We start from the raw sequence: 20,728 nt of genomic DNA on the forward strand, positions 1-20,728 counted from the left end.
ACGGTGAGTTCTTCCTTCTTTTTGCCGCTGATCGCAGAGCGCGATCTCGACCAGCCCATTGCATGGCGCGCCGGTGTGCCCGTGAGCGCGCGCGAGTTCATCTCGGACGTCGCACGCTTCGCACCCGAACTGCGCGACGGCGGCCCGGTCGTCAATCTTTGCGTCGATCGCTATGCCTTTGCGGTGAGCCTTGCTGCCGCGCTCGTTCGCGGCGAGACCAGTTTCTTGCCGCCCGATGCGCGCGCCGATACCTTGGCGCGACTGCATGAGGTGGGCGATCCGGCTTTCGCCGTCGCCGACAGCGCGGACGTCGAAACGCCCGGGCTGCCGCGCGTCCTCTTCGAGCATCGACCCGCCGCGACACCGTCGACCCACACGGAGACGACAGTGCCCGCTTTCGATCGGGGAATGCATGCGGTGAGTCTGCTGACCTCCGGTTCCACCGGCGCTCCCAAGCCCCACGTCAAGAGTTGGGGAGCTTTGGTCCAATGTGTGGATGCGGCAGTGAAGCGCCTCTCCAGCCTGCTTGGGCGCCCGTCGCTTTCCGGACTCACGTTGGTTGCCACGGTTCCGGTGCAGCACAGCTATGGACTCGAATCCTCGGCGTTGCTGGCGTTGCTGGGCGGCGCGGCTTTCGATAGCGGCCGGCCGTTCTTTCCGGCGGATGTGGCCGAGGCCCTTGCGTCCGTTCCGCAACCGCGGGCGTTGGTGACCACACCGTTTCATCTGAAGACACTGCTGCTATCAGGCATCAGCTTGCCGAAGGTGGATTTGATCCTTTCGGCGACCGCGCCGCTTTCGCCGCAACTCGCGGCGCAGGCAGAGCAGGCAATGGGCGGCGCCCTGATCGAGATTTACGGCAGCACCGAATCGGGCCAGGTTGCCACCCGCAGGCCCACGCAAAGCGAAGTCTGGGAAACGTTCGGCGAGGTTCGCGTCCATGTTGAACACGACGACAGCGGAACCGAGCGCTTCATTGTCTCGGGCGACTACATCGCCGAGCCTACCCCCATGGCCGACATCCTCGAACTGGTCGACGACCGCAGTTTCCGCCTGCTGGGCCGTGCCAATGACTTGATCCACGTTGCAGGGCGGCGCAGTTCGCTGGGCTACCTCAATCACCATCTCAACAGCATTCCTGGCGTGGTCGACGGCGCCTTCTGGCTGCCTGATGACGTGGTGGATGGTGTGGTGCGCCCGGTGGCCTTCGTCGTCGCGCCCACGCTCGATGCAAAGGCCATCATTTCCGCGCTGCGCGAACGCATCGAAGCGGTGTTCGTGCCGCGGCGCGTTGTGCATGTGGCCGCGTTTCCGCGCGAGGGAACGGGCAAGCTCACGGCGCGATCGTTGCGCGAGTTTGCGCTGGCGCATCTGGCTTCCGACGACACGCCCGTGCAGTTGACCCGCGAAGTGCCTGAGGATCATCCGGCGTTCGCGGGCCATTTTCCCGGGCAGCCGCTTTTGCCGGGCGCGCTGCTCGTGTCGGAGGTCCTGGAGGCGGTTCGCAGCGTTCCGGCGCTGGCGGCACGCCTTGGCGCGCAGCCCACATTGGCGGCGGCCAAGTTTCTCGCGCCGGTGCGTCCGGGCAGCACGCTGCTCATAGATCTGACACCCGAAACCGGGGCTTCGCGCGGACTCCGTTTCGAAGTGCGCTGCGGCAGGGTCGTCGCCGCCAGCGGGCGCTGGATTCCCGGCGTCGGCGCCGCGTCATGAGTGGTTCGCCGCCAGAGAGCGGCGATGCCAAATTGCGCCAGGCCGAATGGCTGCGTGCGCCTGAGCGCAGCAACATGCTCGCGCTGCGCGTCATTTGCTGGATCGCCATCAAATGCGGTCGTCGGTTGACGCGGCTCATCCTGCATCCCATCTCGCTGTACTTCCTGCTGTTTTCGCCGACGCCGCGCCGTCATATCAAACGCTACCTGTTTCGCGCCATCGGGCCGAGCGCGACGTGGAGCGACGGCTATCGGCTCTTGCATTCTTTTGCTTCAACGGTGCTCGATCGCCTCTACTTCCTGCGCGGCCGCATGGATCTGTTCGACATCCGGGTCACCGGTCAGCAGCCGGTCGAGGCGGAGGTGTACGCGGGGCGGGGCGCCTTCATGCTGGGCGCGCATGTCGGCAGCTTCGAGGCGCTGGGCGCAACCAAGCAGTACAGCGGCGCGCCGGCCGGTCTTCGGCTCGCCATGCTGATGTACCAGGAGAACGCCCAACAGATCAACGCCATGCTGGAGGCGATCAGTCTGCCCGAGTTGCGGCCGCACATCATCGGCCTGGGCCGGCCGCACGCCATGCTCGAGCTACGCGACTGGCTCGATTCGGGCGGCTTGGCCGGCTTGCTGGCCGACCGGACGCTGGCTGGGCCCGAAGAAGCAGGTCAACAGCGCGGCAGCAGCATCGAGCTTCCGTTTCTGGGCCAGCCGGCGCTTTTCAACGACGGCCCATTCCGGCTCGCGGCCCTGTTGCGGCGCAAAGTGTTTTTCATGGCAGGCTTGTATGTGGGCGGCGCCCGCTACGATGTGCTGTTCGAGCCGCTGGCCGATTTCAGCGAACACGTCAGGGATCCGGCCGAGCGGGAGCGGCGCATCCGGTCCGCGCTTGAAAGCTACGTCGCGCGACTCGAAGCGCTGTGCCGCGCGTATCCGCACAATTGGTTCAATTTTCATGATTTCTGGCTCGAAGATTCGGATTGACCGCTGGTGCAGGGCGCTGCTGGCGGTGCTCGCCCTTTCGGCCTCCACGGCGTGGGCTTTCGATCTGCCGGAGTTGATGGGCTTGCTTGCGCAGCAAAAGAGCGGCGAGGCGACCTTCACCGAGCAGCGCTTTGTGCGTGGCCTCGACGGGCCATTGAGCGCGAGCGGCGAACTGAGCTTCACGGCACCCGATCGCTTGGTGCGTCGCACGCTCACGCCGCGACCCGAATCGATGTCGGTGGAAGCCAATACGCTGACCCTGTCGCGTGGCGGGCGCACCCGCACGATGACGCTCGACAGCATGCCCGAACTGCTCGGCATGGTCGAAGCCATGCGTGGGACCCTGACCGGCAATGCGCAGAACCTGGAGCGCTATTTCCGCAGCACGCTCACCGGCTCCAGCAATAGCTGGGCGCTGGAGCTGAAACCCGTCGACGAACGCCTGGCGGCCCAGGTGCGCTCGATGCGCCTGACTGGCCGCGGCGGCGAGGTGCTCGGGGTCGAGATGGAGTTCATCGGCGGCGATCGTTCCGTGATGACGATCACGCCCCGACGCGGCGCTGGCGGTGCCGCCCGGACGCCGGCGCGGTCGGCGCCGTGACCCGAACCATTGCGGCCTCCCGCCGGCGCCATGGCGCGCTGGTGTTGTCGATCTGGCTGGTGTTGATGCTGGCGGGACTGGCGTGGATTGCGAGGACTCATTTCTCGGCGGACCTCTCGGCATTCCTGCCGGCAAATCCCGATGCGCGCCAGCGTGTGCTGATCGAGCAGTTGCGGAGCGGCATCGCGTCCCGAACAATCTTCATCGGCATCCAAGGCGGTAAGGACGCAGCGCAACGCGCAGATGTTTCGCGTGCGGTGGCATCGGCGATGCGCAAGAGCCGTCTTTTCGACCAGGTGCAGAACGGCGACACCAGCGACTGGAAAGAGTCCGGCACATGGATCTTCGATCATCGCTATCTGCTCGCCAGCGATGTGACGCCGGAGCGGTTCACCGGCAAAGGCTTGCACGATGCAATCGTCGACTCGTTGTCGATGCTTGGAACACCTGCAGGCAACGCGCTCAAGCCACTGCTGGAGCGCGACCCGACGGGTGAGACGCAGCGCATCGCCGAGAACCTGATTCCGGCGACCTCGCCGCGCAGCGAGGAGGGCGTGTGGGTGTCGCGGACCGCACCCCGCGCGCTCATCCTGGCGACGACGCATGCGGCGGGCAGTGACCTCGATGCCGTCTCGAAAGCGATCGAGCAAGTGCAGAGCGAATTCGATGCCGCGACGCAGGGAATCGCAGGTGCCAAGCCGCAATTGCAAATGACCGGCGCGCCGGTTTTTTCGGTGCAAAGCCGCGACCAGATCAAGTCGGAAGCGATTCACCTCGCCGTCGTCGGCGGCATCGTGATGGGCGCCTTGTTGCTGCTGGCCTTCGCCTCGCCGCGGGCGCTGGTCGTCGCGCTGCTTCCGGTCGCCACTGGCGTGGTAGCAGGCACGGCAGCGGTCAGCGTGGTGTTCGGCGAAGTGCACGGCCTCACGATGGGCTTTGGAAGCACGTTGATCGGCGAGACGGTCGACTACGCGATCTACTACCTCATCCAGGCGCGCGGCGCGGCCGTGCCTGGCATGGGCTGGGAGCGTTGGCGCGACATCCACTGGCCCACGGTCCGGCTGGGTTTGTTGACGTCCGTCTGCGGGTTCGCGGCGCTTGTCTTCTCAGGTTTTCCGGGCTTGGCGCAACTGGGCGTGTTTTCGCTCGCGGGGCTGATCGCGGCGGCGCTCGTGGCGCGCCATGTGCTGCCGGTGCTCGCTCCGGACGGTGCGACCGGCATGGGCATGCGAGGTCAGATGGCAAAGGTCGCGGGCATGCTCGTGCTCGGACTCCCGCGGCTGCGTTATGCCTTCATCGGGCTCGGCGTGGCCGCGCTGGCGTTGGTGGTGTGGCAGGGCGGCCATCTTTGGCGAGCCGATCTCGGCGCGATGAGCCCGGTTCCCAAGGCAGCGCAGGAACTCGATGCCGAACTGCGAGGTGACATTGGCGCCAGCGACGGCGGCACGCTGATCGTGATCCATGGCGCGGACATCCAGGCGACCCTGCGAAGCGCCGAGACCGCTGGCGAGCGTCTCGAAGCGCTGGTGGACAAGGGCGACTTGGCCGGTTATGAATCCGTCACGCGGCTGTTGCCGAGCGAAGCAGCGCAACAGGCGCGCAAAGCGAGCCTTCCGGATGCAGAAACCTTGCGCGCGCGCCTGGTCGAAGCGACGCGCGGCCTGCCGTTGTCGGCATCGCGTTTGGAGCCTTTCATCTCCGACGTTCAGGCGGCCAGGGCCCAGCCGATCATCCAGCGAACCGACTTGGAGGGCGGCCCGCTCGATGCCGTGGTCAACGCGTTGATGTTCCAACGCCAGGCTGGCGACGGGTGGTCGACCCTCATCGCACTGCATCCGGGCGCGAGTTTCGACACCGCTCGCCTGGCACACGCGCTCGACGGGCTGCCAGATGTACAGGTGGTGAATGTGGGCGATGAGCTTTCGAGCCTGTACAAGCGCTATCTGCATGAAGCGTTCGTGCAGGTCATGCTCGGCGCGCTGGCAGTGGTCGTGCTCCTGGCAGCCTATCTGCGCTCGGGCCGTCGCTTGCTGGCCGTGTGCCAGCCGTTGGTGGTCGCGGTGGTGCTCACGCTCGGCGGGATGGCGGCGCTCCAGGTGCCGCTGGGAATCCTGCACCTGGTAGGGCTGTTGTTGATCGTGGCGGTGGGTTCGAACTACGCGCTTTTCTTCGATCAGCTGCGCGAGACCGGCCGGGCCGACGCCGACACGCTGGCTTCGCTGATGCTCGCCAATCTCACGACGGTCATTTCGTTCGGATTGATCGCCATCTCGAACATTCCGGCACTGTCTTCCATCGGCCGGGTGGTTGCGCCCGGCGCGTTCCTCGCCCTGTTGTTGTCCGCGGCGTTCGCGCGCGCCAAAGTGGCGGATGGCCCGGCGCCCCGCTGATGGGAAAATCCGCGCGGCGCCGGTTCAGCATCTTCAGGCTCCAGATTTTCATGTCGCAAGTTCTTTCCTCATCAGTCCCCGGATCGTGGTCCTGGCCGCCGATCATTCGCGCCAGTGTTGGCTGGCATGTCGCCGCCTTGGGTGCAGCCTGGTTGGTCCCGGGTGCGGCGCCTTGGGCGATCGCCGCGATTGTGCTGAATCATGCGGTGATCACGGCGGCCGGCCTGTCGCCGCGCAGCAGTCTGCTGGGCCCGAACATCACGCGCTTGCCGCAGGCGGCCGCCGATCGGCGGGAGGTTGCCATCACCATTGACGATGGGCCCGATCCTGAGGTCACGCCGCAGGTGCTCGAGCTGCTCGATGCGCATGCGCAGCGCGCCACGTTCTTCTGCATCGCCGAACGTGTGCTCGAACATCCGGCGCTGGCGCGCGAGATCGTCGCACGCGGGCACAGCATCCAGAACCACACGGCACAGCATCGGCACAACTTTTCATTGCTCGGCCCGCGCGGCTTCACGGCCGAGATCTCGCGCGCGCAGCAGGTGCTGGAAGATGCCACCGGGGAACGTCCAACGTGTTTTCGTGCGCCTGCGGGATTGCGCAATGCCTTCCTGGCGCCGGTGCTGCATGGCATGGGCCTGTCGTTGGTCAGCTGGACGCGGCGCGGCTACGACACGCGCGAGGGCGACGCGGCGACGGTGCTTGCGCGGCTGACGAAGAACCTGAAGGCTGGCGACATCCTGCTGTTGCACGACGGGAATGCAGCGCGTACGGCCGCCGGGCGAGCCGTCGTGCTGGAGGTGTTGCCGCAGCTTCTGGCGCGCATCCGGACGGACGGCTTGCGCGCAGTAACCTTGCCGAAAGGCATGTCGGTATGAGCGAACGGGCTTCTACCGACGCCGCGTGGCATCGATTGCACGAGCGTGCGACCGATCCGTACAGGAGGGCAGGGAACTTCGCCTGGCATTTCGCGCGCGGCAAGCTGGGCCGCGATCCGGTCTTCAGAGGGCTCATCGAAAGGGGCTTGATCGGCGAAGCGCATGGTCGCGTGGTGGACATCGGGTGCGGCCAGGGTCTGTTCGCGAGTCTGCTGTCGGCGATGAGCGCCATGCAAACGGAGGCCGGAAAATGGCCCGCATCGTGGCCTGTCGCGCCGAAAGCCGCCAGCTATACGGGCATCGAGTTGATGCCCAAGGATGTGGCTCGCGCCGAAGCATCGGTGGGGCATCTGCAGCCGACGCCCCGCTTCCTGTGCGCCGACATGTGCAAGGCCAGCTTGCCGCCGAGTGACCTGGTGGTCATCCTCGATGTGCTGCATTACGTCAACCTTGAAGCGCAAGAGGGCGTCCTGCATCGGGTACGCAATGCATTGCAGCCGGGCGGGCGGCTGCTCTTGCGCGTCGGCGATGCGGCCAGCAGACGCGGTTTCGCGATCAGCCAATGGGTTGACCGGACGGTGACTCGCATTCGAGGACATCGCGTGTCGCCCACCTGGGGCCGCACGCTCAACGATTGGATGGCGCTGCTGGAGCGATTGGGATTTTCCGTGCAGAGCATTCCGATGAGCCAGGGAACGCCCTTTGCCAATGTTCTGCTCGTGGCCGATCTGAAGGAAATCTGAATGACCGCACCTCAAACACTCGACCAGGCGGGCATTGCCCGGCGGATTCCGCATAGCGGCACGATGTGCCTGCTGGAGCGGCTGGAATCATGGGACGCGAACGCCATCCACTGCACGACGACGACCCACACGCGCGCTGACAATCCGCTTCGCACCGCGAGTGGGCTGTTGTCGCCGACGCTCATCGAGTACGCCGCCCAGGCGATGGCTTTGCATGGGGGCCTGTTGGCAGTGGAGGGGAGCGAGCCATCGGCCGGGTTTCTGGCGAGTGCGCGCAATGTCCGGCTGGCTGTCGAGCGCATCGACGATGTTGCCGGGGCGTTGCACGTGCATGCCCAGCGAATCTCAGGCGATGGTAGCCAGATACTTTACGAATTCGCGGTGAAAGACGACGCTGCACGTTCGCTTGCAGAGGGGCGGGCAGTCGTCGTGCTCAATACACCGCTCGCCATGGAAACCACATCATGAGTCTCACAGGAAAACGCGCGCTGATCACTGGCGCAAGCGGCGCGCTTGGCGCGGCCATTGCTCAACGTCTCTCCCGCGACGGGGCCACAGTGTTGCTTCACGCGAACTCGCGGCCCGAGGCGGTCGAGCAACTGGCTGCGGCCATCATGGAGGCCGGTGGCAAAGCCGAATGCGTGATGTTCGATCTGCGTAGCGACGAGGCTTCGCGCGCCGCATGCGAACGCATGCTCGAGAGCGGACCGGTGCAGGTGATCGTGAACAATGCCGGTGTCCACGACGACGCGGTTCTGCCGGGCATGCGGCCTGAGCAGTGGCACAAGGTGATCGACGTATCGCTCAACGGATTTTTCCGCGTGACACAGCCTCTGTTGTTGCCGATGCTGCGCACGCGGTGGGGGCGCATCCTGAACATCTCTTCGGTGGCGTCTTTGACGGGCAATCGAGGGCAGGTCAACTATGCAGCGGCCAAGGGTGCACTCAACAGTGCGACCAAGGCGTTGTCGCTGGAAGTTGCTGCGCGGGGCGTGACGGTGAACGCGATTGCGCCGGGGATCATTGCGTCGCCAATGGCTGATGGGGTTTTCGATGCGGCGACGATCAATCAGATGGTGCCTGTTAAACGCGCGGGTAGGCCGGAAGAAGTGGCGGCGCTGGCGGGGTTTCTTGCGAGTGACGACGCTGCTTACATCACTGGGCAGGTGATCTCGATCAATGGTGGGATGATTTAGTGCTTCGGCTCTTTTGGGGGGCCGCCCGGTAGGCGGCGCGGGCTCCGTGGCTGTTCGACGGGGGCGTTCGTCATCGGCATTTCCGAACTCGCGAGTCGCACCTGCGTCACGCCGTGCGAGCTGATGCGGGCAAAAAGCGAACGACCCATCCGGAGGCGATGACTACTTCTGAAAGAAGGACATCAAGCCGAGCGCGACCAAAATGAATGGCCAATACCTCACTGGAATGAAGAAGAGGTCGTGTTTGGTCACCAGGACCATCTCCGTCCCGGTCTTCTTGTCAATCACGGCGCGCGGCTCGGATGACCTTTGCAGGAGGAGATGCAGTCCGTAAACCAGAGCTGCGGCAAAGCACAAACCTATCAGTTCAGACCATTGCTTTTTGTCGACCGGAATCGGGACTCCAAACAAGCGCTCCGCGCCAATCTTGCTGGCAAGCAGGCCGAGGACCGCGAATATCGCAACCATGATTCCATACCCTCTCCAAATCAGCATGTGCTCTCTCCTTGTAGTACTCTGAAATTCCGGTCGCGAGCTTTTGTTCGGCCTGAAGTTGTTTGATATCGGCAGATTTGTAGAAAATTTGAGCCGGGCTTCGGGCACCCCGGCGCCGACAACCATGTGGCAGGATGCAGGCCAACACCGGACGGTCGACGCCGTCCTCCATACAGACCTCCAGGACGAGTATGAAGACCGAATCAGGACCGGCTCTCGCGGGCAGGAAGCCCGATGCATTCGAGATGAAGGTGCGCTTTGCGTGCGGAGCTCTGCTCGGGCTGGCAGTTGGCCTGGGCCTATGCGTCAATCTGTCGCCGCTTAGTGCTCTGGCCACATGCATTCTTGTGGGGGCTGCCGTCCTCGCCTGTGGAATCTGCGCCGCTCGGTTCGGCGACAACTTCTGGGCGAATCTTCGTTGGCTCCGGTAGGCTTGTACTGCGGCTCGCGCAGGAGCGGTCCTTCAGGCGATGCCTCCAATATGAACCTTTTCATTTGTCCAGGTGCCCCCAGCCCCACGCGTGTTCGTCTCTACGTGGCCGAGAAGAATGCGGTTCAGCCAGTTCTCCAGGTCACCGATGTCGTCGTCAATCTTCAGGCCGGGGAGCAGCGTCAGGAGCCGCACCTAGCGCGGAACCCGATAGGCAGGATTCCGGTTCTGGAAGTCGAGGATGGCGTGTTTCTCAGCGAATCGCTGGCCATCATCGAATATCTTGAGGAATGCTTTCCCGACCCTTCGATGTTCGGCAGCACAACCCTGGAGCGGGCGCGAGTGCGCGAGCTGGACCGCGTCGCCGAACTGCGCGTGCTGCTGCCCCTCGGCAGGCTTGTCCATGCGACGAACTCGCCGATGGCGCGGCGGCCCGAACCGCTGCTGGCAGACCACTTCAGAAGCATGTTGCCGCTTGGGCTGGGCTTCCTAAACGACCGGCTGCGCGATGGACGGCGCTTCATCGCCGGCGACCGCCCTACGATTGCTGACTGCACGCTCGCCGCAGCTCTGGACTTCGGACGCCGACGAGGCGTCCCGCTCGATGACGAGTATTGTGAGGTGGCTGCGTGGTTCGAGCGCTACCGTACCCGTGCCGTGGTTCGGCAGGTCATGGCACCATGAGCGCGCTGCTCAAAGGTCACGTCGCCACCAAAACCAGACACTCACCACGCACCTCTGAAACGCTTGATGTCCTCGCTTTGGCGCAGTAGCTGCATTGCCGACTGCGGTGCTTGTCCATTGGCTGGCGCCAGGCGCGGATGCCGTTCAGGTCGGAGCATGGCTCGTCGGCCTGGGGTGGCTTGCCGGTGTCGTGTGGGAGCTGATGGGCAAAGACTTCAAGTAGGCATGGGCGGCGGCAGGCAGAATGCGGCCAGAACAATACCGATGAGGGCGACCACATGAGAGGCATGGCGGTATCGGCAATCGAAGGTTATCAGCGCTACTCGCCGTACAAGGGATTCAGCTGCGCCCACGGAGTGCACTCGGGCGGCGCCTCCTGCTTTCAGTTTGCCAAGCAGGCCATTTTTCGTGTTGGCATGACGCTCGGCTTCATGTTGACGGTGCGGCGCTTTCGCAAGTGCGCTGAGTCGGCGCGCCTGAATTCCGTGTCACAACAGGAGGGGCCCGATGGGCGCCGTCAGAACACGTCAACAGGACCATGGCAGTCGGTGGCTAACACCTTGGATTGCGGTGTCTTCGTGGCAACTTGCTGCTGTTGGCCAAGCTAGGCTTCAAACGGCCCAGGAGCGGACATTTGCTGCGATGAAAAAAATCCCAACAGGCCTTCGATTGCGATGCTTTGCCGGCGATGGCGATTTTCCTGCGATGGCAGAGGTGGCCAACGCAGTATTTGCGGCTGACAAGATGGGCTGGATTCGCACTCCGGAACACATACGACAAGATTACGCCCGGTTCACTGACTTCGACCCGCAGGGCGACATCGTGATGGCCGAACTCGACGACCAGTTGGTGGGCTACGTGCGCACCTCGCACTGGACCGACGAAAACGGCTGGCTGGCCCAGGGTCAGGTCGGCTTCGTCCATCCAGCCTTTCGGCGGCGCGGCATTGGCGCCGAACTGCTGCGCTGGGTGGAAACGCGACAGCGCGAGTTTGCGAGGGACCAAGGCGGTGTGTCTGTGCATCACGTCTTCGTGACCGAGGGCGAAGTCGGCCGCGTAGCAATGCTGCGCCGCGCCGGTTATGTGCCCGCTCGCCATTTCATGCTCATGGAGCGGCCCACGCTCGACCACATACCCGCCGCCCCCCTGCCCGAAGGCTTCGAGGTGCGTCCGGTGCATTTAGAACATTTGCGCCCGATTTTCGACGCCCACATGGAAGCTTTGCAGGGACATTGGGGCATCGCACCGCCCAAGCCAGGCGACTTCGAGCGCTGGACGACGCTGCCGACTTTTCAGCCGCACTTGTGGCAGGTGGCCTGGCACGTGGAAAGCGGTCGCGTGGCCGGGCAGGTGAAGCCCTTTATCAACGAAGAGCAGAACACGACGCAGAACCGTCGGCGCGGCGAGACGGAATTCATCAGCGTCGGAGCGCCGTGGCGCCGACGCGGCTTGGCGCGCGCGCTAATCGCGAGGGCCCTACATGCGCAACGCGACGCTGGCATGAACGAATCCGTGCTCGGCGTGGATGCCGACAATGCACACGACGCCGCTCGACTTTACGAGAGCTGCGGATTTCGCGTCGTTCAGCGCAACGCGGTCCTGCGCAAGACGGTGGATAGGTAGGCCGGCGCCAATCGGCCAACACCGGAGGGCGACGCCGTCCTCCAAACAAACGTCAGGACGAGCATGAAGACCGAATCGGGGCCGGCTCTCGCAGTGAGGAAGCCTGATGCATTCGAATTGAAGGTGCGTTTTGCGTGCGGAGCTCTGTTTGGCCTGGCGGTCGGCTTGGGCATATGCGTCAGCCTGTCGCCGCTCAGTGCTCTGGGTGCATGCATTCTTGTGGGTGTTGTCGTCCTCGTCTGCGGAATCTGCGCTGCTCGATTCGGCGATAGTTTCTGGGCCAATCTTCGATGGCTACAGTAGCGGCTCGTACCGCGGCTCGCGGCCAAGTCCGGACTCTCGTCGCCGTCGTCCAAAGCGCCTTCGTTTAAGCTCAGGAGACGTAAATCAACGGACTGAACGAATGGCAACTGTGTCTGCCGCCGTGCTTTCAAGTAGCGGCTTCCTGGTGCTACTCGTCGGCTTTTTGTGCGGGGCCCCTTTGGGCAGCGCAATCAACCAGAACCTCGACGAAGAACGCGTTCGCGCCTGGCGGGTTGCACATTCGAGTCTGGTTGGTGGAGGCGTCATGCTTCTGGCGAGGTCAGCATCACGCCAGATGCCTATCAAGTAGGCGAAGTCAAATCTGCACTCGCCACGCCCGTCGTCGATGCAGTGGTGCGAATCAAGCCGAGCAAAGTTCTGATTGTGGCTTGCCTGGCTACGCCGCCGCAGAAAATCATTCAGTTCGAACGAGAGTTGCGGGCTCGACACGACGTGGAACTGACCCTGACTTTAGTTGGCGACGGATGTCCTACTGCGTAAGCCCGGTGGCGCTGACCAAACTCACACCTGAAACGGCGGAGCTCGCCGCAACTTGCGAATCAGCAACCCAGGCAGCCGCAGCACAAACTCCACCATCAGCCGAGCATGCATCCACGTGAGTAGCAGGTTGTCCCGCACATAGTGAAAGTGCGAAACGCCGCCTTCTTCAGCGCTCAGGTACTTCACCGGCGCATCGATGTTGACGGGCTTGATGCCGCGCCACGCCAGCCGAACCACAGCCTCGGTGTCGAAGTCGAAGCGACGCATCCACGGTTGTCGCGTCATCGTCGCGATCAGATCCGCCACCGGATAGACGCGAAATCCGTAAAGCGAATCACCGACGCCCGCGAACAGCGTCTCAAGCTGGGTCCAACTGTTCGACACCCGCCGGCCGCGCACCCGTAGCAGTGGGGCACTGGCATCGAAGACCGGCCGGCCGAGCACCATCGTCTCGGGACGCGCCTGCGATGCCTTCATGAATGACGGGATGAGGTCCGCCGGATGCTGCCCATCGGAATCCATCGTCAGTGCATGCGTAAAGCCCGCCGCTTGCGCAGCGCAAAGCCCGTGCAGCACCGCCGCACCCTTGCCCTGGTTTGGCTCCAGCACCCACACGCGCAACCCTGGATCCGAAGCCGCCATCTGCTGGATCCGTTCACCGGTGCCGTCGGTGCTGCCGTCGATCACCACCCACACGGGGTTCCATTGAGCGCGTGCCGCTTTGACCGTCGAGAACAGGCGTTCGCCCGTGTTGTAGCTGGGGATCAGGACAAGGTGGGTACGCGAGACGTCTGGCATTCGGGCTGCGCCTGCGGAGTGCGCTGTTCCATGGATTGGCGGAAATATTGTTCGATCTGCTGCAGCAGCGCGTCGCTGTCGTGCGAAGGCGCGAAGCGTTGGCCCAATCGCAGCGTGAAAACGATGGGCAAGGGCGGCACGCGCCACAGCGGCCAGCCCTTGGCCAGATAGGGCGAATCGGTGTCGATGAAGACGGTCTGGATCGGTGCCTGCGCCAGCTTGGCGATCAGCGTCACGCCGGGCCTGAAGGCGTTCAGAGGCTGCGTCACGGTCCGCGTGCCCTCGGGAAAAATCACCAACTGGCCACCGTTCCTGAGGTCTTCGACCGCGAGCCGCACCATCGTTCGGGCCGAGTCGTTGCGGATGTAGCGCGCCAACCTCGCGCCCGCGCCGAGAAAGATGTTGCGCATCAGGTCGGCCTTCATGATGCAGGCGCTGCGCGGCAGTCTTGCCACCAGCAGCAAGGCATCGAGCATGGTCGGATGATTGGCGACGAAGATCAGCCCGCGTTCGTCGCGCAAGGCATCGAGGCAGCTGGAGTCGATGCGCATCATGCCGCTGAACGAAGCGGCGGCCCAGAAGAAGCGGTAGGCGCGCGCGATGACCATCCGGCCCAGGGAGCGCGCCGTCTTCAACGGGAGCACCGGATACAGCAACATCGCGATCAGATTCCAGACGAGCGAGATGCACCCCAGCAGCGCGAGCAGGATATAGAGCGGCAACGCGAGCAGGACCGAGAGCGCCATGGCTGTGGGAAGCGGCCGGTTCATCGCAAGAGGCGCTCTTCAGGCGCGCAAGCTGCCGCCGGCAACGGCATGGGCTTCGATTTCCACCAGAAGATCCTGGCGGCAGATGTCGGCTTCGAGATAGACGGCACGGCTGACCGTGTGTGCGTCCGCTCCGAGTGCTTGTTCGAGCACCTGCCGCACGATCGGCGCATCAGCGACGTGGCGCACGTACACCACGCAATCGAGTGCCGAAAGACCGAACCTGGCGCTCGTGCGTTCGTTGGCGGCGCCGATCACGGCTTCCAGATTTCGCAGTGTTTCCTGCGTCTGCGCGACGATTTCGCCGGTATGCACTGTCTCGTGGCCGACGATGCTGGCGGTGCCGGAAATGAAGAGCGCGACGTTGCCGCCGCCGATCTCGGCCAGTGCGGCGCGCGAGAAAGTAGGCGCGCGCGGGCCGTAGGCCGGCGGATAGCGGTAGGCCGAAACCTGGCGCGGGTTCTCGATCGGCAGCGGCGCCGTGCGGCCGGCCAGGAATCGAATGCACAACGCGCCCTGATGAATGCCCAGCGCACAGGCGGCCGGCGCGCCTTCGAACGCGGCCTGACCGGCTTCGACGAATGCCTCTTGCCGGCCGAGGTTGAACTGCCGATAACGCTCGAGACCGCCGCCGTCGCCGTTGATTTGCGGGAGATAGTTCCACACCCGCAGCAGGTGAGCGCAGCCCGTCTGCTCCAGCGACTTGAAGAGGTCGTGATAAGCCCGCTGGGCGAGCTTGGCCAGGCCCTGCTTTTCGACCGTTTCGTCAAGGTCGATGGCGCCGAGCATCCAATGGCCGTCGCTGCGCCATCGCACGACGCCCGTTGTTCCGGATTCGATGTGTTCGCTGGCATGCCAGACGTCGGCCATGGCGCCGCGCGCCGACAGCACGCGTGCATTCACGGTCGGCATCCAGGGGAGGCCATCCGGGGTTCCATAGCCGAGTGCACCGAATGGCGAACGCCCGCCGTCGGCGAGGGCCAGGCTGTCGGGCAACGAAAGGCGCTCTACGCGCAGGGGAGGCGCCCCGAGTGGTACTCGTGCTGTCACTGGGCCTCGACAATGAGTGTCGTGATTGGAATGTTCATGAGGCGGCTGAAGAGGTCCAAAGAAGAGATGCCCGGGAACGCGAATGTGGCGCATCAGCGCGAGGATTATCCCAAAAAGGCACCGGCAGTCGGCTCGCCGCCCGTCATATTGCGGCGCTCGCGGTTCGCGCCGGACAGTAAACTCACTGCCTGCTTTTGAAAACTCAGGATAGCGAGAGATTGAGCCATGGCCGGACACAGCAAATGGGCGAATATTCAGCATCGGAAGGGCCGGCAGGACGAGAAGCGAGGAAAGCTCTGGACCCGCGCCATCCGCGAAATCATGGTGGCCGCGCGCACGGGGGGCGGCGACCTCGGTGCCAATCCACGGCTCCGGCTGGCCGTTGAAAAGGCCAAGGCGGTGAACCTTCCCGCCGATACGGTCAAGCGCAACATCGACAAGGCCACCGGCAATCTGGAAGGCGTCAACTACGAGGAAATCCGCTACGAGGGCTACGGCATCGGCGGCGCGGCCATCATCGTCGACACCATGACGGACAACCGCGTTCGCACGGTCGCCGAAGTGCGCCATGCCTTTTCGAAGCACGGCGGCAACATGGGCACCGAAGGCTCGGTGGCATTCCAGTTCAAGCACTGCGGACAGTTCGTGTTCGCGCCGGGCACCGACGAAGACAAGGTGATGGAAGTGGCGCTCGAGGCAGGCGCCGAGGACGTGATCACCGACGACGACGGCGCCATCGAAGTGCTCACGGCAGCCGCCGATTTCGAGGCCGTGAAAAACGCGCTCGAAGCCGCCGGCCTCAAGCCTGAAGTGGCAGAGGTGACGATGCGTGCCGAAAACACCATCGAGCTCGCGGGCGAGGACGCCGCGAAGATGCAGAGGCTGCTCGACGTTCTCGAAGATCTCGACGACGTGCAGGATGTCTATCACAACGCAGCGATGTCCGAATGACGGACGCGCCAACGAAGGCCCGCGAATGAAGGTACTGGTGATTGGGGGAGGCGGCCGCGAGCATGCTTTGGCATGGCGGCTGGCGCAATCGCTGCGCGTGAGCAAGATTTACGTCGCGCCCGGCAACGGCGGCACGCGTACGGACGGACGCTACGAATGCGTCGACATCTCGGAGCCCGCAGCGCTGCGCGCATGGGCACAGCAGGAAAAGATTTCCTTGACGGTCGTCGGGCCCGAGGCGCCGCTGGCGGCCGGTGTCGTCGACGAGTTTCGCGCACACGGAATGCGCATCTTCGGACCCACCAAGGCCGCGGCGCAGCTGGAAAGCTCCAAGGCTTTCTCCAAGTCGTTCATGAAGCGTCACGGCATCCCGACCGCCGAGTACGAGGCCTTCACCGATGCTGCGGCGGCACACGCCTATGTCGATGCCAAGGGTGCACCGATCGTGATCAAGGCGGACGGCCTGGCCGCCGGCAAGGGTGTGGTCGTGGCAACCACGCTCGCCGAAGCGCACGAAGCCATCGACTTCATGCTGCTGGACAACAAGTTCGGCGTGTCCCACAACGAAGGCGGCGCGCGGGTCGTCATCGAAGAATTCCTGCAGGGCGAAGAAGCCAGTTTCATCGTACTGTGCGACGGCAAGAACGTGACGGCACTGGCGACCAGCCAGGACCACAAACGCCTGCTCGACGGCGACGAAGGTCCGAACACCGGCGGCATGGGCGCCTATTCGCCCGCGCCGGTGGTGACCGCGGAGGTACATGCGCGCGCCATGCGAGAGATCATCCTGCCGACGATTCGCGGCATGGAAAAGGACGGCATTCCCTATACCGGTTTCCTCTACGCCGGCCTCATGATCGATGCGGCAGGGCACCCGAAGACGCTCGAATTCAATTGCCGGATGGGCGATCCGGAGACGCAGCCGATCATGCTGCGGCTCAAGTCCGATCTCTTCGAGGTCTTCTGGCATGCGACCGACGGCACGCTCGACCAGGTCGAACTCGAATGGGACCGCCGCGTCGCGCTCGGCGTTGTCCTGGCGGCGCACGGATATCCGCTTTCGCCGCGAAAAGGCGATCGCATCGGCGGCATCCCGCCGGAAGCGCCCGATGCCGTGGTGTTCCACGCCGGCACCGCGCTCGAAGGCGGCGAACTCGTCACCAGCGGCGGCCGCGTGCTTTGCGTGACCGTGCTGGCCGACAGTGTCAAGCAGGCGCAGCAGCGCGCCTATGCCGTCGCGGCGCGCGTCCAGTTCGACGGCGTGCAGTACCGCAAGGACATCGGGCACCGCGCCGTGCACGCGCGCGGTTCGCAGTCTTGATGCAAAGCTCGACAGACGCCCAGCCGGCGGACGTCGGCGACTACCTTCGCGGCCTGCAGCACGACATCATCGCGGCTGTCGAGGCTGCGGACGGCGGCAGTTGCGTTCGCGACGAGTGGCGCAAGGACCCGGGCGAAGTGTTGCAGGGGAGTGGGTTGACCTGCATCCTCGAAGGCGGCGAGTTGTTCGAGCGCGCAGGTTGCGGCTTTTCCGAGGTGCGCGGCCCGAAGTTGCCGCCCTCGGCGACGCAGCACCGGCCCGAGCTTGCCGGCGCGCCGTTCGAGGCCATGGGCGTGTCGCTGGTGTTTCACCCGCGCAATCCGTATGTGCCGACGGTTCACATGAATGTCCGGATGCTGGCTGCGCTTCCGGTCGATGCGTCGCCGGTCTGCTGGTTCGGCGGCGGCATGGACCTGACGCCGTATTACGGCTTCGAGGACGATGCCGTTCACTTTCATCGAACCTGCCGCGATGCGCTCGCGCCTTTTGGCGACGACAAATACCCGCGCTTCAAGACCTGGTGCGATGAGTATTTCTTTCTCAAGCATCGCAACGAGCAGCGAGGCATTGGCGGAATCTTTTTCGACGATTTTTCCGAATTGGGTTTCACGGAAAGCTTCGCGATGCTGCGCTCGGTGGGGAATGCCTTCCTGCCGGCGTACATGCCGATCGTCGAGCGGCGACGAGACACTGCCTACGGCGAGCGCGAACGCCAATTCCAGCTTTACCGCCGCGGCCGTTATGTGGAGTTCAATCTCGTCTGGGACCGGGGCACACACTTTGGCCTGCAGTCTGGCGGGCGCACCGAATCGATTCTTTTGTCCATGCCGCCGCTTGCGAGCTGGGCCTATCGGCAACAACCCGAGCCCGCAAGCCCGGAGGCGGCGCTCTACAGCGACTTCATCGTGCGGCGCGAATGGCTTTGATCAAAACGCGGATCGGCGTCTTCGGCGGCGCCTTCGATCCGCCGCACAAGGCACATGTGGCGCTCGTGCAGTCGGCGCTTGCGCAGCTTGCGCTGGCCGAGCTTCGCATCTTCCCGACCGGCCAGGCATGGCACAAGGCGCGCGCCTTGAGCTCGGCCGAAGACAGGCTGGCCATGTCGCGCCTGGCCTTCGACGGCATTGCCAACACGGTGGTCGATGCTCGCGAAATCAGCCGCCCCGGACCGACCTACACGCTCGACACGTTGCGCGAATTGCAACAAGAGCATCCAGCTGCGCAACTCGTTCTGATCATGGGCGCCGACCAGGCCCTGTCGCTGCCTCGCTGGCACGGCTGGGAGGACATACTTTCGATCGCTATAATTTCCGTAGCATATCGCGCAATACCCACGGGCTCTTCCGGCGAATTCGACCCTTCGAACCTGCCATCCCTTCCAGCCGGCGCGCGATTCGAAAAGCTCCAACTCCCGCCAATGGACATCAGCGCGACCGACATCCGGTCGCGCGCCGCGCGTGGCGAGGACCTCAACGAACTGGTTCCGCCGGCGGTTGCACGCTATATTGAACAACACCATCTCTACCGATCCGCCTGATGAGAACTGAAGCCGCCGCCAAAAAAGACACCCAGAAACTCCAGAGAGCCATCATCGATGGACTCGAGGACGTCAAGGCGCAGGACATCCAGGTTTTCGACACTGAGCATCTGTCGCCGCTCTTCGAGCGCGTGATCGTCGCTTCCGGAACCTCCAATCGCCAGACCAAGGCATTGGCCGCGAGCGTGCTCGATGCCGTGCGCGAGGCGGGCTTCAACAAGCCCCGCGTCGAAGGCGAGGCCAATGGCGAGTGGATCATCGTGGATTGCGGCTCCGCCGTTGCGCACATCATGCAGCCGGCCATTCGACAGTACTACCACCTCGAGGAAATCTGGGGCGACAAGCCGGTGCGTGCCAAGCTGGGCGCAACCAAGCCCATCGTGGTCAGGGCTTCCGAAGACGAAAAGGCGCCGGCCGCGAAGAACACTTCTTTGCGCCGTTCGAGCGCAGCCAAGACGGCGATCCGGGCTGCCGAACAAGCTGCCAAGCAGAAAAAGCCCGCGGCCAAGAAGGTTGCGGCGAAGAAGCCGGCTTCGAAGGCGCCCGTCAAGACAGTGGTCGTGAACAAGGCGCCGGCCAAGAAGGCCGCTGCAAAGACCAGCGCCAAGACTGTCACCAGAAAGACGGCACCGGCAGCCAAGAAGGTTGCGCGCAAGACCACTGCCGCGAGGTCATGAAGCTGCTGGTGGTCGCAGTCGGGCAACGCATGCCCGACTGGGCACAGACCGCCTGGGATGACTACGCCAAGCGATTCCCGCCTGAACTCAAGCTCGAACTGAGGGCTGTCAAGACCGAGCCGCGCGGCTCGAAGACGCTCGAAACGCTCTATGCCGCCGAACGCGAGCGCATCGAGGCGGCCATTTCCAAAGGGATGCGTATCGTGGCCCTGGACGAGCGCGGGACGTCCCTCACCACCAAGGCACTTGCCGCCCGGCTCCAGGCCTGGCAGGGCGAGGGCGACGACGTCGCGTTGGTCATCGGCGGCCCTGACGGCCTGGACCCGGCTTTCAAGGCCGCCGCGCACGAGCGGATCCGGCTTTCCGACCTCACGCTCCCGCACGCCATGGCGAGGGTGCTGCTGGTCGAGCAGCTCTATCGCGCCTGGTCGGTCAACGCGGGTCATCCATACCACCGCGAATGAGCCGCCCGGCATGAACCCAGGTTTTATCTACCTCGCTTCTCAGAGCCCGCGACGAGCGCAATTGCTCGGTCAATTGGGCGTGCGGCATGAATTGCTGCTGGCCGGTCCCGAAGAGGATGCGGAAGCGCTCGAGGCCGTCCGCCCCGGCGAATCGCCGACGGCTTACGTCCAGCGCGTCACGGGCCTGAAGCTTGATGCGGCAGTGCGGCGGCATCAGCGGCTGGCACTGCCTGCCGCGCCGATCCTGTGCGCGGACACCACGGTCGCGCTTGGATCAACGATCCTTGGCAAGCCCGATGACGAACGAGACGCTGAGCGCATGCTCGCCATGCTGTCCGGCCGCACCCACCGTGTCATGACCGCCATCGCCCTCCAGCATGGCGCCGAAAGACAGGCGCTCCTGAACGTATCTCATGTGCGCTTCGCTGCGGTCGAACCGGAGCGAATCGTGGCGTACGTCGCGAGCGGCGAGCCCATGGGCAAGGCTGGCGCCTACGCCATACAGGGAAGGGCGGCCGCATTCATCGAACACATCAGCGGCTCGCATTCGGGCATCATGGGCCTCCCGATGTTCGAGACTGCCGGGCTGCTCCGCACGGTCGGCTTCACGCTTTAGACCTGGACAACAG

Annotated in this window: 23 protein-coding genes; 19 read left to right on the top strand and 4 right to left on the bottom strand. The window is 64.3% G+C overall.

What is annotated here, in order from left to right; genetic code table 11:
* Nucleotides 1–3: 3 nt before the first annotated feature.
* From AC1DMA_RS00835 to fabG, 8 genes are read left to right on the top strand one after another with little or no spacing between them, the layout of a single operon-like run.
* Nucleotides 4–1,713, top strand: coding sequence for an AMP-binding protein (locus AC1DMA_RS00835; protein WP_478142947.1), 1,710 nt, complete (start codon nucleotides 4–6; stop codon nucleotides 1,711–1,713).
* Nucleotides 1,710–2,690, top strand: coding sequence for an acyl-CoA synthetase (locus AC1DMA_RS00840; protein WP_478123355.1), 981 nt, complete (start codon nucleotides 1,710–1,712; stop codon nucleotides 2,688–2,690). Before AC1DMA_RS00835 ends, AC1DMA_RS00840 begins: the two co-directional genes overlap by 4 nt.
* Complete coding sequence (locus AC1DMA_RS00845; RefSeq protein ID WP_478142948.1) at nucleotides 2,662–3,291, top strand: LolA-related protein; 630 nt, start codon at nucleotides 2,662–2,664, stop codon at nucleotides 3,289–3,291. The genes AC1DMA_RS00840 and AC1DMA_RS00845 overlap by 29 nt, the downstream gene beginning before the upstream one ends.
* A complete protein-coding gene (locus tag AC1DMA_RS00850; RefSeq protein ID WP_478142949.1) occupies nucleotides 3,288–5,681 on the top strand; it encodes an MMPL family transporter in 2,394 nt (797 codons plus the stop codon). The genes AC1DMA_RS00845 and AC1DMA_RS00850 overlap by 4 nt, the downstream gene beginning before the upstream one ends.
* A 50-nt stretch (nucleotides 5,682–5,731) precedes the next feature.
* Nucleotides 5,732–6,559, top strand: a complete 828-nt coding sequence (locus tag AC1DMA_RS00855) for a polysaccharide deacetylase family protein (RefSeq protein WP_478142950.1) — start codon at nucleotides 5,732–5,734, stop codon at nucleotides 6,557–6,559.
* On the top strand, nucleotides 6,556–7,302 hold the full coding sequence (locus AC1DMA_RS00860; RefSeq protein WP_478123351.1) for a class I SAM-dependent methyltransferase: 747 nt from the start codon (nucleotides 6,556–6,558) through the stop codon (nucleotides 7,300–7,302). Before AC1DMA_RS00855 ends, AC1DMA_RS00860 begins: the two co-directional genes overlap by 4 nt.
* Nucleotides 7,303–7,770 (top strand): hotdog family protein, encoded by a 468-nt coding sequence (locus AC1DMA_RS00865; RefSeq protein ID WP_478123350.1) that lies wholly within the window; start codon nucleotides 7,303–7,305, stop codon nucleotides 7,768–7,770.
* On the top strand, nucleotides 7,767–8,498 hold the full coding sequence (gene fabG, locus AC1DMA_RS00870) for a 3-oxoacyl-ACP reductase FabG (RefSeq protein WP_478123349.1): 732 nt from the start codon (nucleotides 7,767–7,769) through the stop codon (nucleotides 8,496–8,498). The genes AC1DMA_RS00865 and fabG overlap by 4 nt, the downstream gene beginning before the upstream one ends.
* Before the next feature lie 162 nt (nucleotides 8,499–8,660).
* Here the strand turns inward: fabG and AC1DMA_RS00875 are convergent, their stop codons facing one another.
* Complete coding sequence (locus tag AC1DMA_RS00875; RefSeq protein WP_478123348.1) at nucleotides 8,661–8,993, bottom strand: hypothetical protein; 333 nt, start codon at nucleotides 8,991–8,993, stop codon at nucleotides 8,661–8,663.
* 481 nt (nucleotides 8,994–9,474) lie between these two features.
* Here AC1DMA_RS00875 and AC1DMA_RS00880 point away from each other — a divergent pair, with 481 nt between their 5' ends.
* The 4 genes from AC1DMA_RS00880 to AC1DMA_RS00895 all read left to right on the top strand — a co-directional run bounded on the left by AC1DMA_RS00880 (nucleotide 9,475) and on the right by AC1DMA_RS00895 (nucleotide 12,343).
* Nucleotides 9,475–10,107: a glutathione S-transferase family protein gene (locus tag AC1DMA_RS00880; RefSeq protein WP_478123347.1), complete on the top strand. Its 633-nt coding sequence runs from the start codon at nucleotides 9,475–9,477 to the stop codon at nucleotides 10,105–10,107.
* Between the two features lie 287 nt (nucleotides 10,108–10,394).
* Complete coding sequence (gene yidD / locus AC1DMA_RS00885; protein ID WP_478142951.1) at nucleotides 10,395–10,715, top strand: membrane protein insertion efficiency factor YidD; 321 nt, start codon at nucleotides 10,395–10,397, stop codon at nucleotides 10,713–10,715.
* On the top strand, nucleotides 10,615–11,730 hold the full coding sequence (locus AC1DMA_RS00890) for a GNAT family N-acetyltransferase (RefSeq protein ID WP_478142952.1): 1,116 nt from the start codon (nucleotides 10,615–10,617) through the stop codon (nucleotides 11,728–11,730). The genes yidD and AC1DMA_RS00890 overlap by 101 nt, the downstream gene beginning before the upstream one ends.
* A gap of 403 nt (nucleotides 11,731–12,133) precedes the next feature.
* Nucleotides 12,134–12,343 carry a styrene oxide isomerase gene (locus AC1DMA_RS00895; protein ID WP_478123344.1) on the top strand — a complete coding sequence of 70 codons (210 nt, stop codon included), beginning with the start codon at nucleotides 12,134–12,136 and terminating at the stop codon, nucleotides 12,341–12,343.
* Between the two features lie 212 nt (nucleotides 12,344–12,555).
* Here AC1DMA_RS00895 and AC1DMA_RS00900 read toward each other — a convergent pair whose 3' ends face one another.
* Genes AC1DMA_RS00900 through AC1DMA_RS00910 form a run of 3 tightly spaced genes read right to left on the bottom strand, consistent with a single transcriptional unit; the run spans nucleotide 12,556 to nucleotide 15,149 of the window.
* Entirely contained in the window at nucleotides 12,556–13,332 is a 777-nt protein-coding gene (locus AC1DMA_RS00900) for a glycosyltransferase family 2 protein (protein WP_478123343.1), read from the bottom strand.
* Nucleotides 13,299–14,102, bottom strand: coding sequence for a lysophospholipid acyltransferase family protein (locus AC1DMA_RS00905; RefSeq protein WP_478123342.1), 804 nt, complete (start codon nucleotides 14,100–14,102; stop codon nucleotides 13,299–13,301). The genes AC1DMA_RS00900 and AC1DMA_RS00905 overlap by 34 nt, the downstream gene beginning before the upstream one ends.
* Nucleotides 14,103–14,117: 15 nt before the next feature.
* A complete protein-coding gene (locus tag AC1DMA_RS00910; RefSeq protein WP_478123341.1) occupies nucleotides 14,118–15,149 on the bottom strand; it encodes a chorismate transformation FkbO/Hyg5 family protein in 1,032 nt (343 codons plus the stop codon).
* A 225-nt stretch (nucleotides 15,150–15,374) separates the two neighbouring features.
* Between AC1DMA_RS00910 and AC1DMA_RS00915 the strand changes: the two genes are divergently transcribed.
* Genes AC1DMA_RS00915 through AC1DMA_RS00945 form a run of 7 tightly spaced genes read left to right on the top strand, consistent with a single transcriptional unit; the run spans nucleotide 15,375 to nucleotide 20,715 of the window.
* Nucleotides 15,375–16,100 carry a YebC/PmpR family DNA-binding transcriptional regulator gene (locus tag AC1DMA_RS00915; RefSeq protein ID WP_478123340.1) on the top strand — a complete coding sequence of 242 codons (726 nt, stop codon included), beginning with the start codon at nucleotides 15,375–15,377 and terminating at the stop codon, nucleotides 16,098–16,100.
* A 25-nt stretch (nucleotides 16,101–16,125) separates the two neighbouring features.
* On the top strand, nucleotides 16,126–17,421 hold the full coding sequence (gene purD / locus AC1DMA_RS00920; protein WP_478142953.1) for a phosphoribosylamine--glycine ligase: 1,296 nt from the start codon (nucleotides 16,126–16,128) through the stop codon (nucleotides 17,419–17,421).
* The gene (hemF, locus tag AC1DMA_RS00925) at nucleotides 17,421–18,347 is read left to right on the top strand and encodes an oxygen-dependent coproporphyrinogen oxidase (RefSeq protein ID WP_478142954.1); all 927 of its coding nucleotides are present in this window, start codon (nucleotides 17,421–17,423) and stop codon (nucleotides 18,345–18,347) included. Before purD ends, hemF begins: the two co-directional genes overlap by 1 nt.
* Nucleotides 18,338–18,958 carry a nicotinate-nucleotide adenylyltransferase gene (gene nadD / locus AC1DMA_RS00930; protein ID WP_478142955.1) on the top strand — a complete coding sequence of 207 codons (621 nt, stop codon included), beginning with the start codon at nucleotides 18,338–18,340 and terminating at the stop codon, nucleotides 18,956–18,958. The genes hemF and nadD overlap by 10 nt, the downstream gene beginning before the upstream one ends.
* Nucleotides 18,958–19,635 carry a ribosome silencing factor gene (gene rsfS / locus AC1DMA_RS00935; RefSeq protein WP_478123336.1) on the top strand — a complete coding sequence of 226 codons (678 nt, stop codon included), beginning with the start codon at nucleotides 18,958–18,960 and terminating at the stop codon, nucleotides 19,633–19,635. Before nadD ends, rsfS begins: the two co-directional genes overlap by 1 nt.
* Nucleotides 19,632–20,099 (top strand): 23S rRNA (pseudouridine(1915)-N(3))-methyltransferase RlmH, encoded by a 468-nt coding sequence (rlmH, locus tag AC1DMA_RS00940; RefSeq protein WP_478123335.1) that lies wholly within the window; start codon nucleotides 19,632–19,634, stop codon nucleotides 20,097–20,099. Before rsfS ends, rlmH begins: the two co-directional genes overlap by 4 nt.
* Before the next feature lie 10 nt (nucleotides 20,100–20,109).
* Nucleotides 20,110–20,715, top strand: a complete 606-nt coding sequence (locus AC1DMA_RS00945; RefSeq protein WP_478123334.1) for a Maf family protein — start codon at nucleotides 20,110–20,112, stop codon at nucleotides 20,713–20,715.
* Nucleotides 20,716–20,728: the final 13 nt, after the last annotated feature.

The organism is Variovorax sp. 05N34 (assembly GCF_056397405.1).

Coding starts and splice junctions, on each gene's coding strand:
- AC1DMA_RS00840 (WP_478123355.1), top strand. CDS start 1,710: ATGAGTGGTTCGCCGCCAGAGAGCGGCGATGCCAAATTGCGCCAGGCC.
- AC1DMA_RS00845 (WP_478142948.1), top strand. CDS start 2,662: ATGATTTCTGGCTCGAAGATTCGGATTGACCGCTGGTGCAGGGCGCTG.
- AC1DMA_RS00855 (WP_478142950.1), top strand. CDS start 5,732: ATGTCGCAAGTTCTTTCCTCATCAGTCCCCGGATCGTGGTCCTGGCCG.
- AC1DMA_RS00860 (WP_478123351.1), top strand. CDS start 6,556: ATGAGCGAACGGGCTTCTACCGACGCCGCGTGGCATCGATTGCACGAG.
- AC1DMA_RS00865 (WP_478123350.1), top strand. CDS start 7,303: ATGACCGCACCTCAAACACTCGACCAGGCGGGCATTGCCCGGCGGATT.
- fabG (WP_478123349.1), top strand. CDS start 7,767: ATGAGTCTCACAGGAAAACGCGCGCTGATCACTGGCGCAAGCGGCGCG.
- AC1DMA_RS00875 (WP_478123348.1), bottom strand. CDS start 8,993: ATGCTGATTTGGAGAGGGTATGGAATCATGGTTGCGATATTCGCGGTC.
- AC1DMA_RS00880 (WP_478123347.1), top strand. CDS start 9,475: ATGAACCTTTTCATTTGTCCAGGTGCCCCCAGCCCCACGCGTGTTCGT.
- yidD (WP_478142951.1), top strand. CDS start 10,395: ATGGCGGTATCGGCAATCGAAGGTTATCAGCGCTACTCGCCGTACAAG.
- AC1DMA_RS00890 (WP_478142952.1), top strand. CDS start 10,615: ATGGGCGCCGTCAGAACACGTCAACAGGACCATGGCAGTCGGTGGCTA.
- AC1DMA_RS00895 (WP_478123344.1), top strand. CDS start 12,134: ATGGCAACTGTGTCTGCCGCCGTGCTTTCAAGTAGCGGCTTCCTGGTG.
- AC1DMA_RS00900 (WP_478123343.1), bottom strand. CDS start 13,332: ATGCCAGACGTCTCGCGTACCCACCTTGTCCTGATCCCCAGCTACAAC.
- AC1DMA_RS00905 (WP_478123342.1), bottom strand. CDS start 14,102: ATGAACCGGCCGCTTCCCACAGCCATGGCGCTCTCGGTCCTGCTCGCG.
- AC1DMA_RS00915 (WP_478123340.1), top strand. CDS start 15,375: ATGGCCGGACACAGCAAATGGGCGAATATTCAGCATCGGAAGGGCCGG.
- purD (WP_478142953.1), top strand. CDS start 16,126: ATGAAGGTACTGGTGATTGGGGGAGGCGGCCGCGAGCATGCTTTGGCA.
- hemF (WP_478142954.1), top strand. CDS start 17,421: ATGCAAAGCTCGACAGACGCCCAGCCGGCGGACGTCGGCGACTACCTT.
- nadD (WP_478142955.1), top strand. CDS start 18,338: ATGGCTTTGATCAAAACGCGGATCGGCGTCTTCGGCGGCGCCTTCGAT.
- rsfS (WP_478123336.1), top strand. CDS start 18,958: ATGAGAACTGAAGCCGCCGCCAAAAAAGACACCCAGAAACTCCAGAGA.
- rlmH (WP_478123335.1), top strand. CDS start 19,632: ATGAAGCTGCTGGTGGTCGCAGTCGGGCAACGCATGCCCGACTGGGCA.
- AC1DMA_RS00945 (WP_478123334.1), top strand. CDS start 20,110: ATGAACCCAGGTTTTATCTACCTCGCTTCTCAGAGCCCGCGACGAGCG.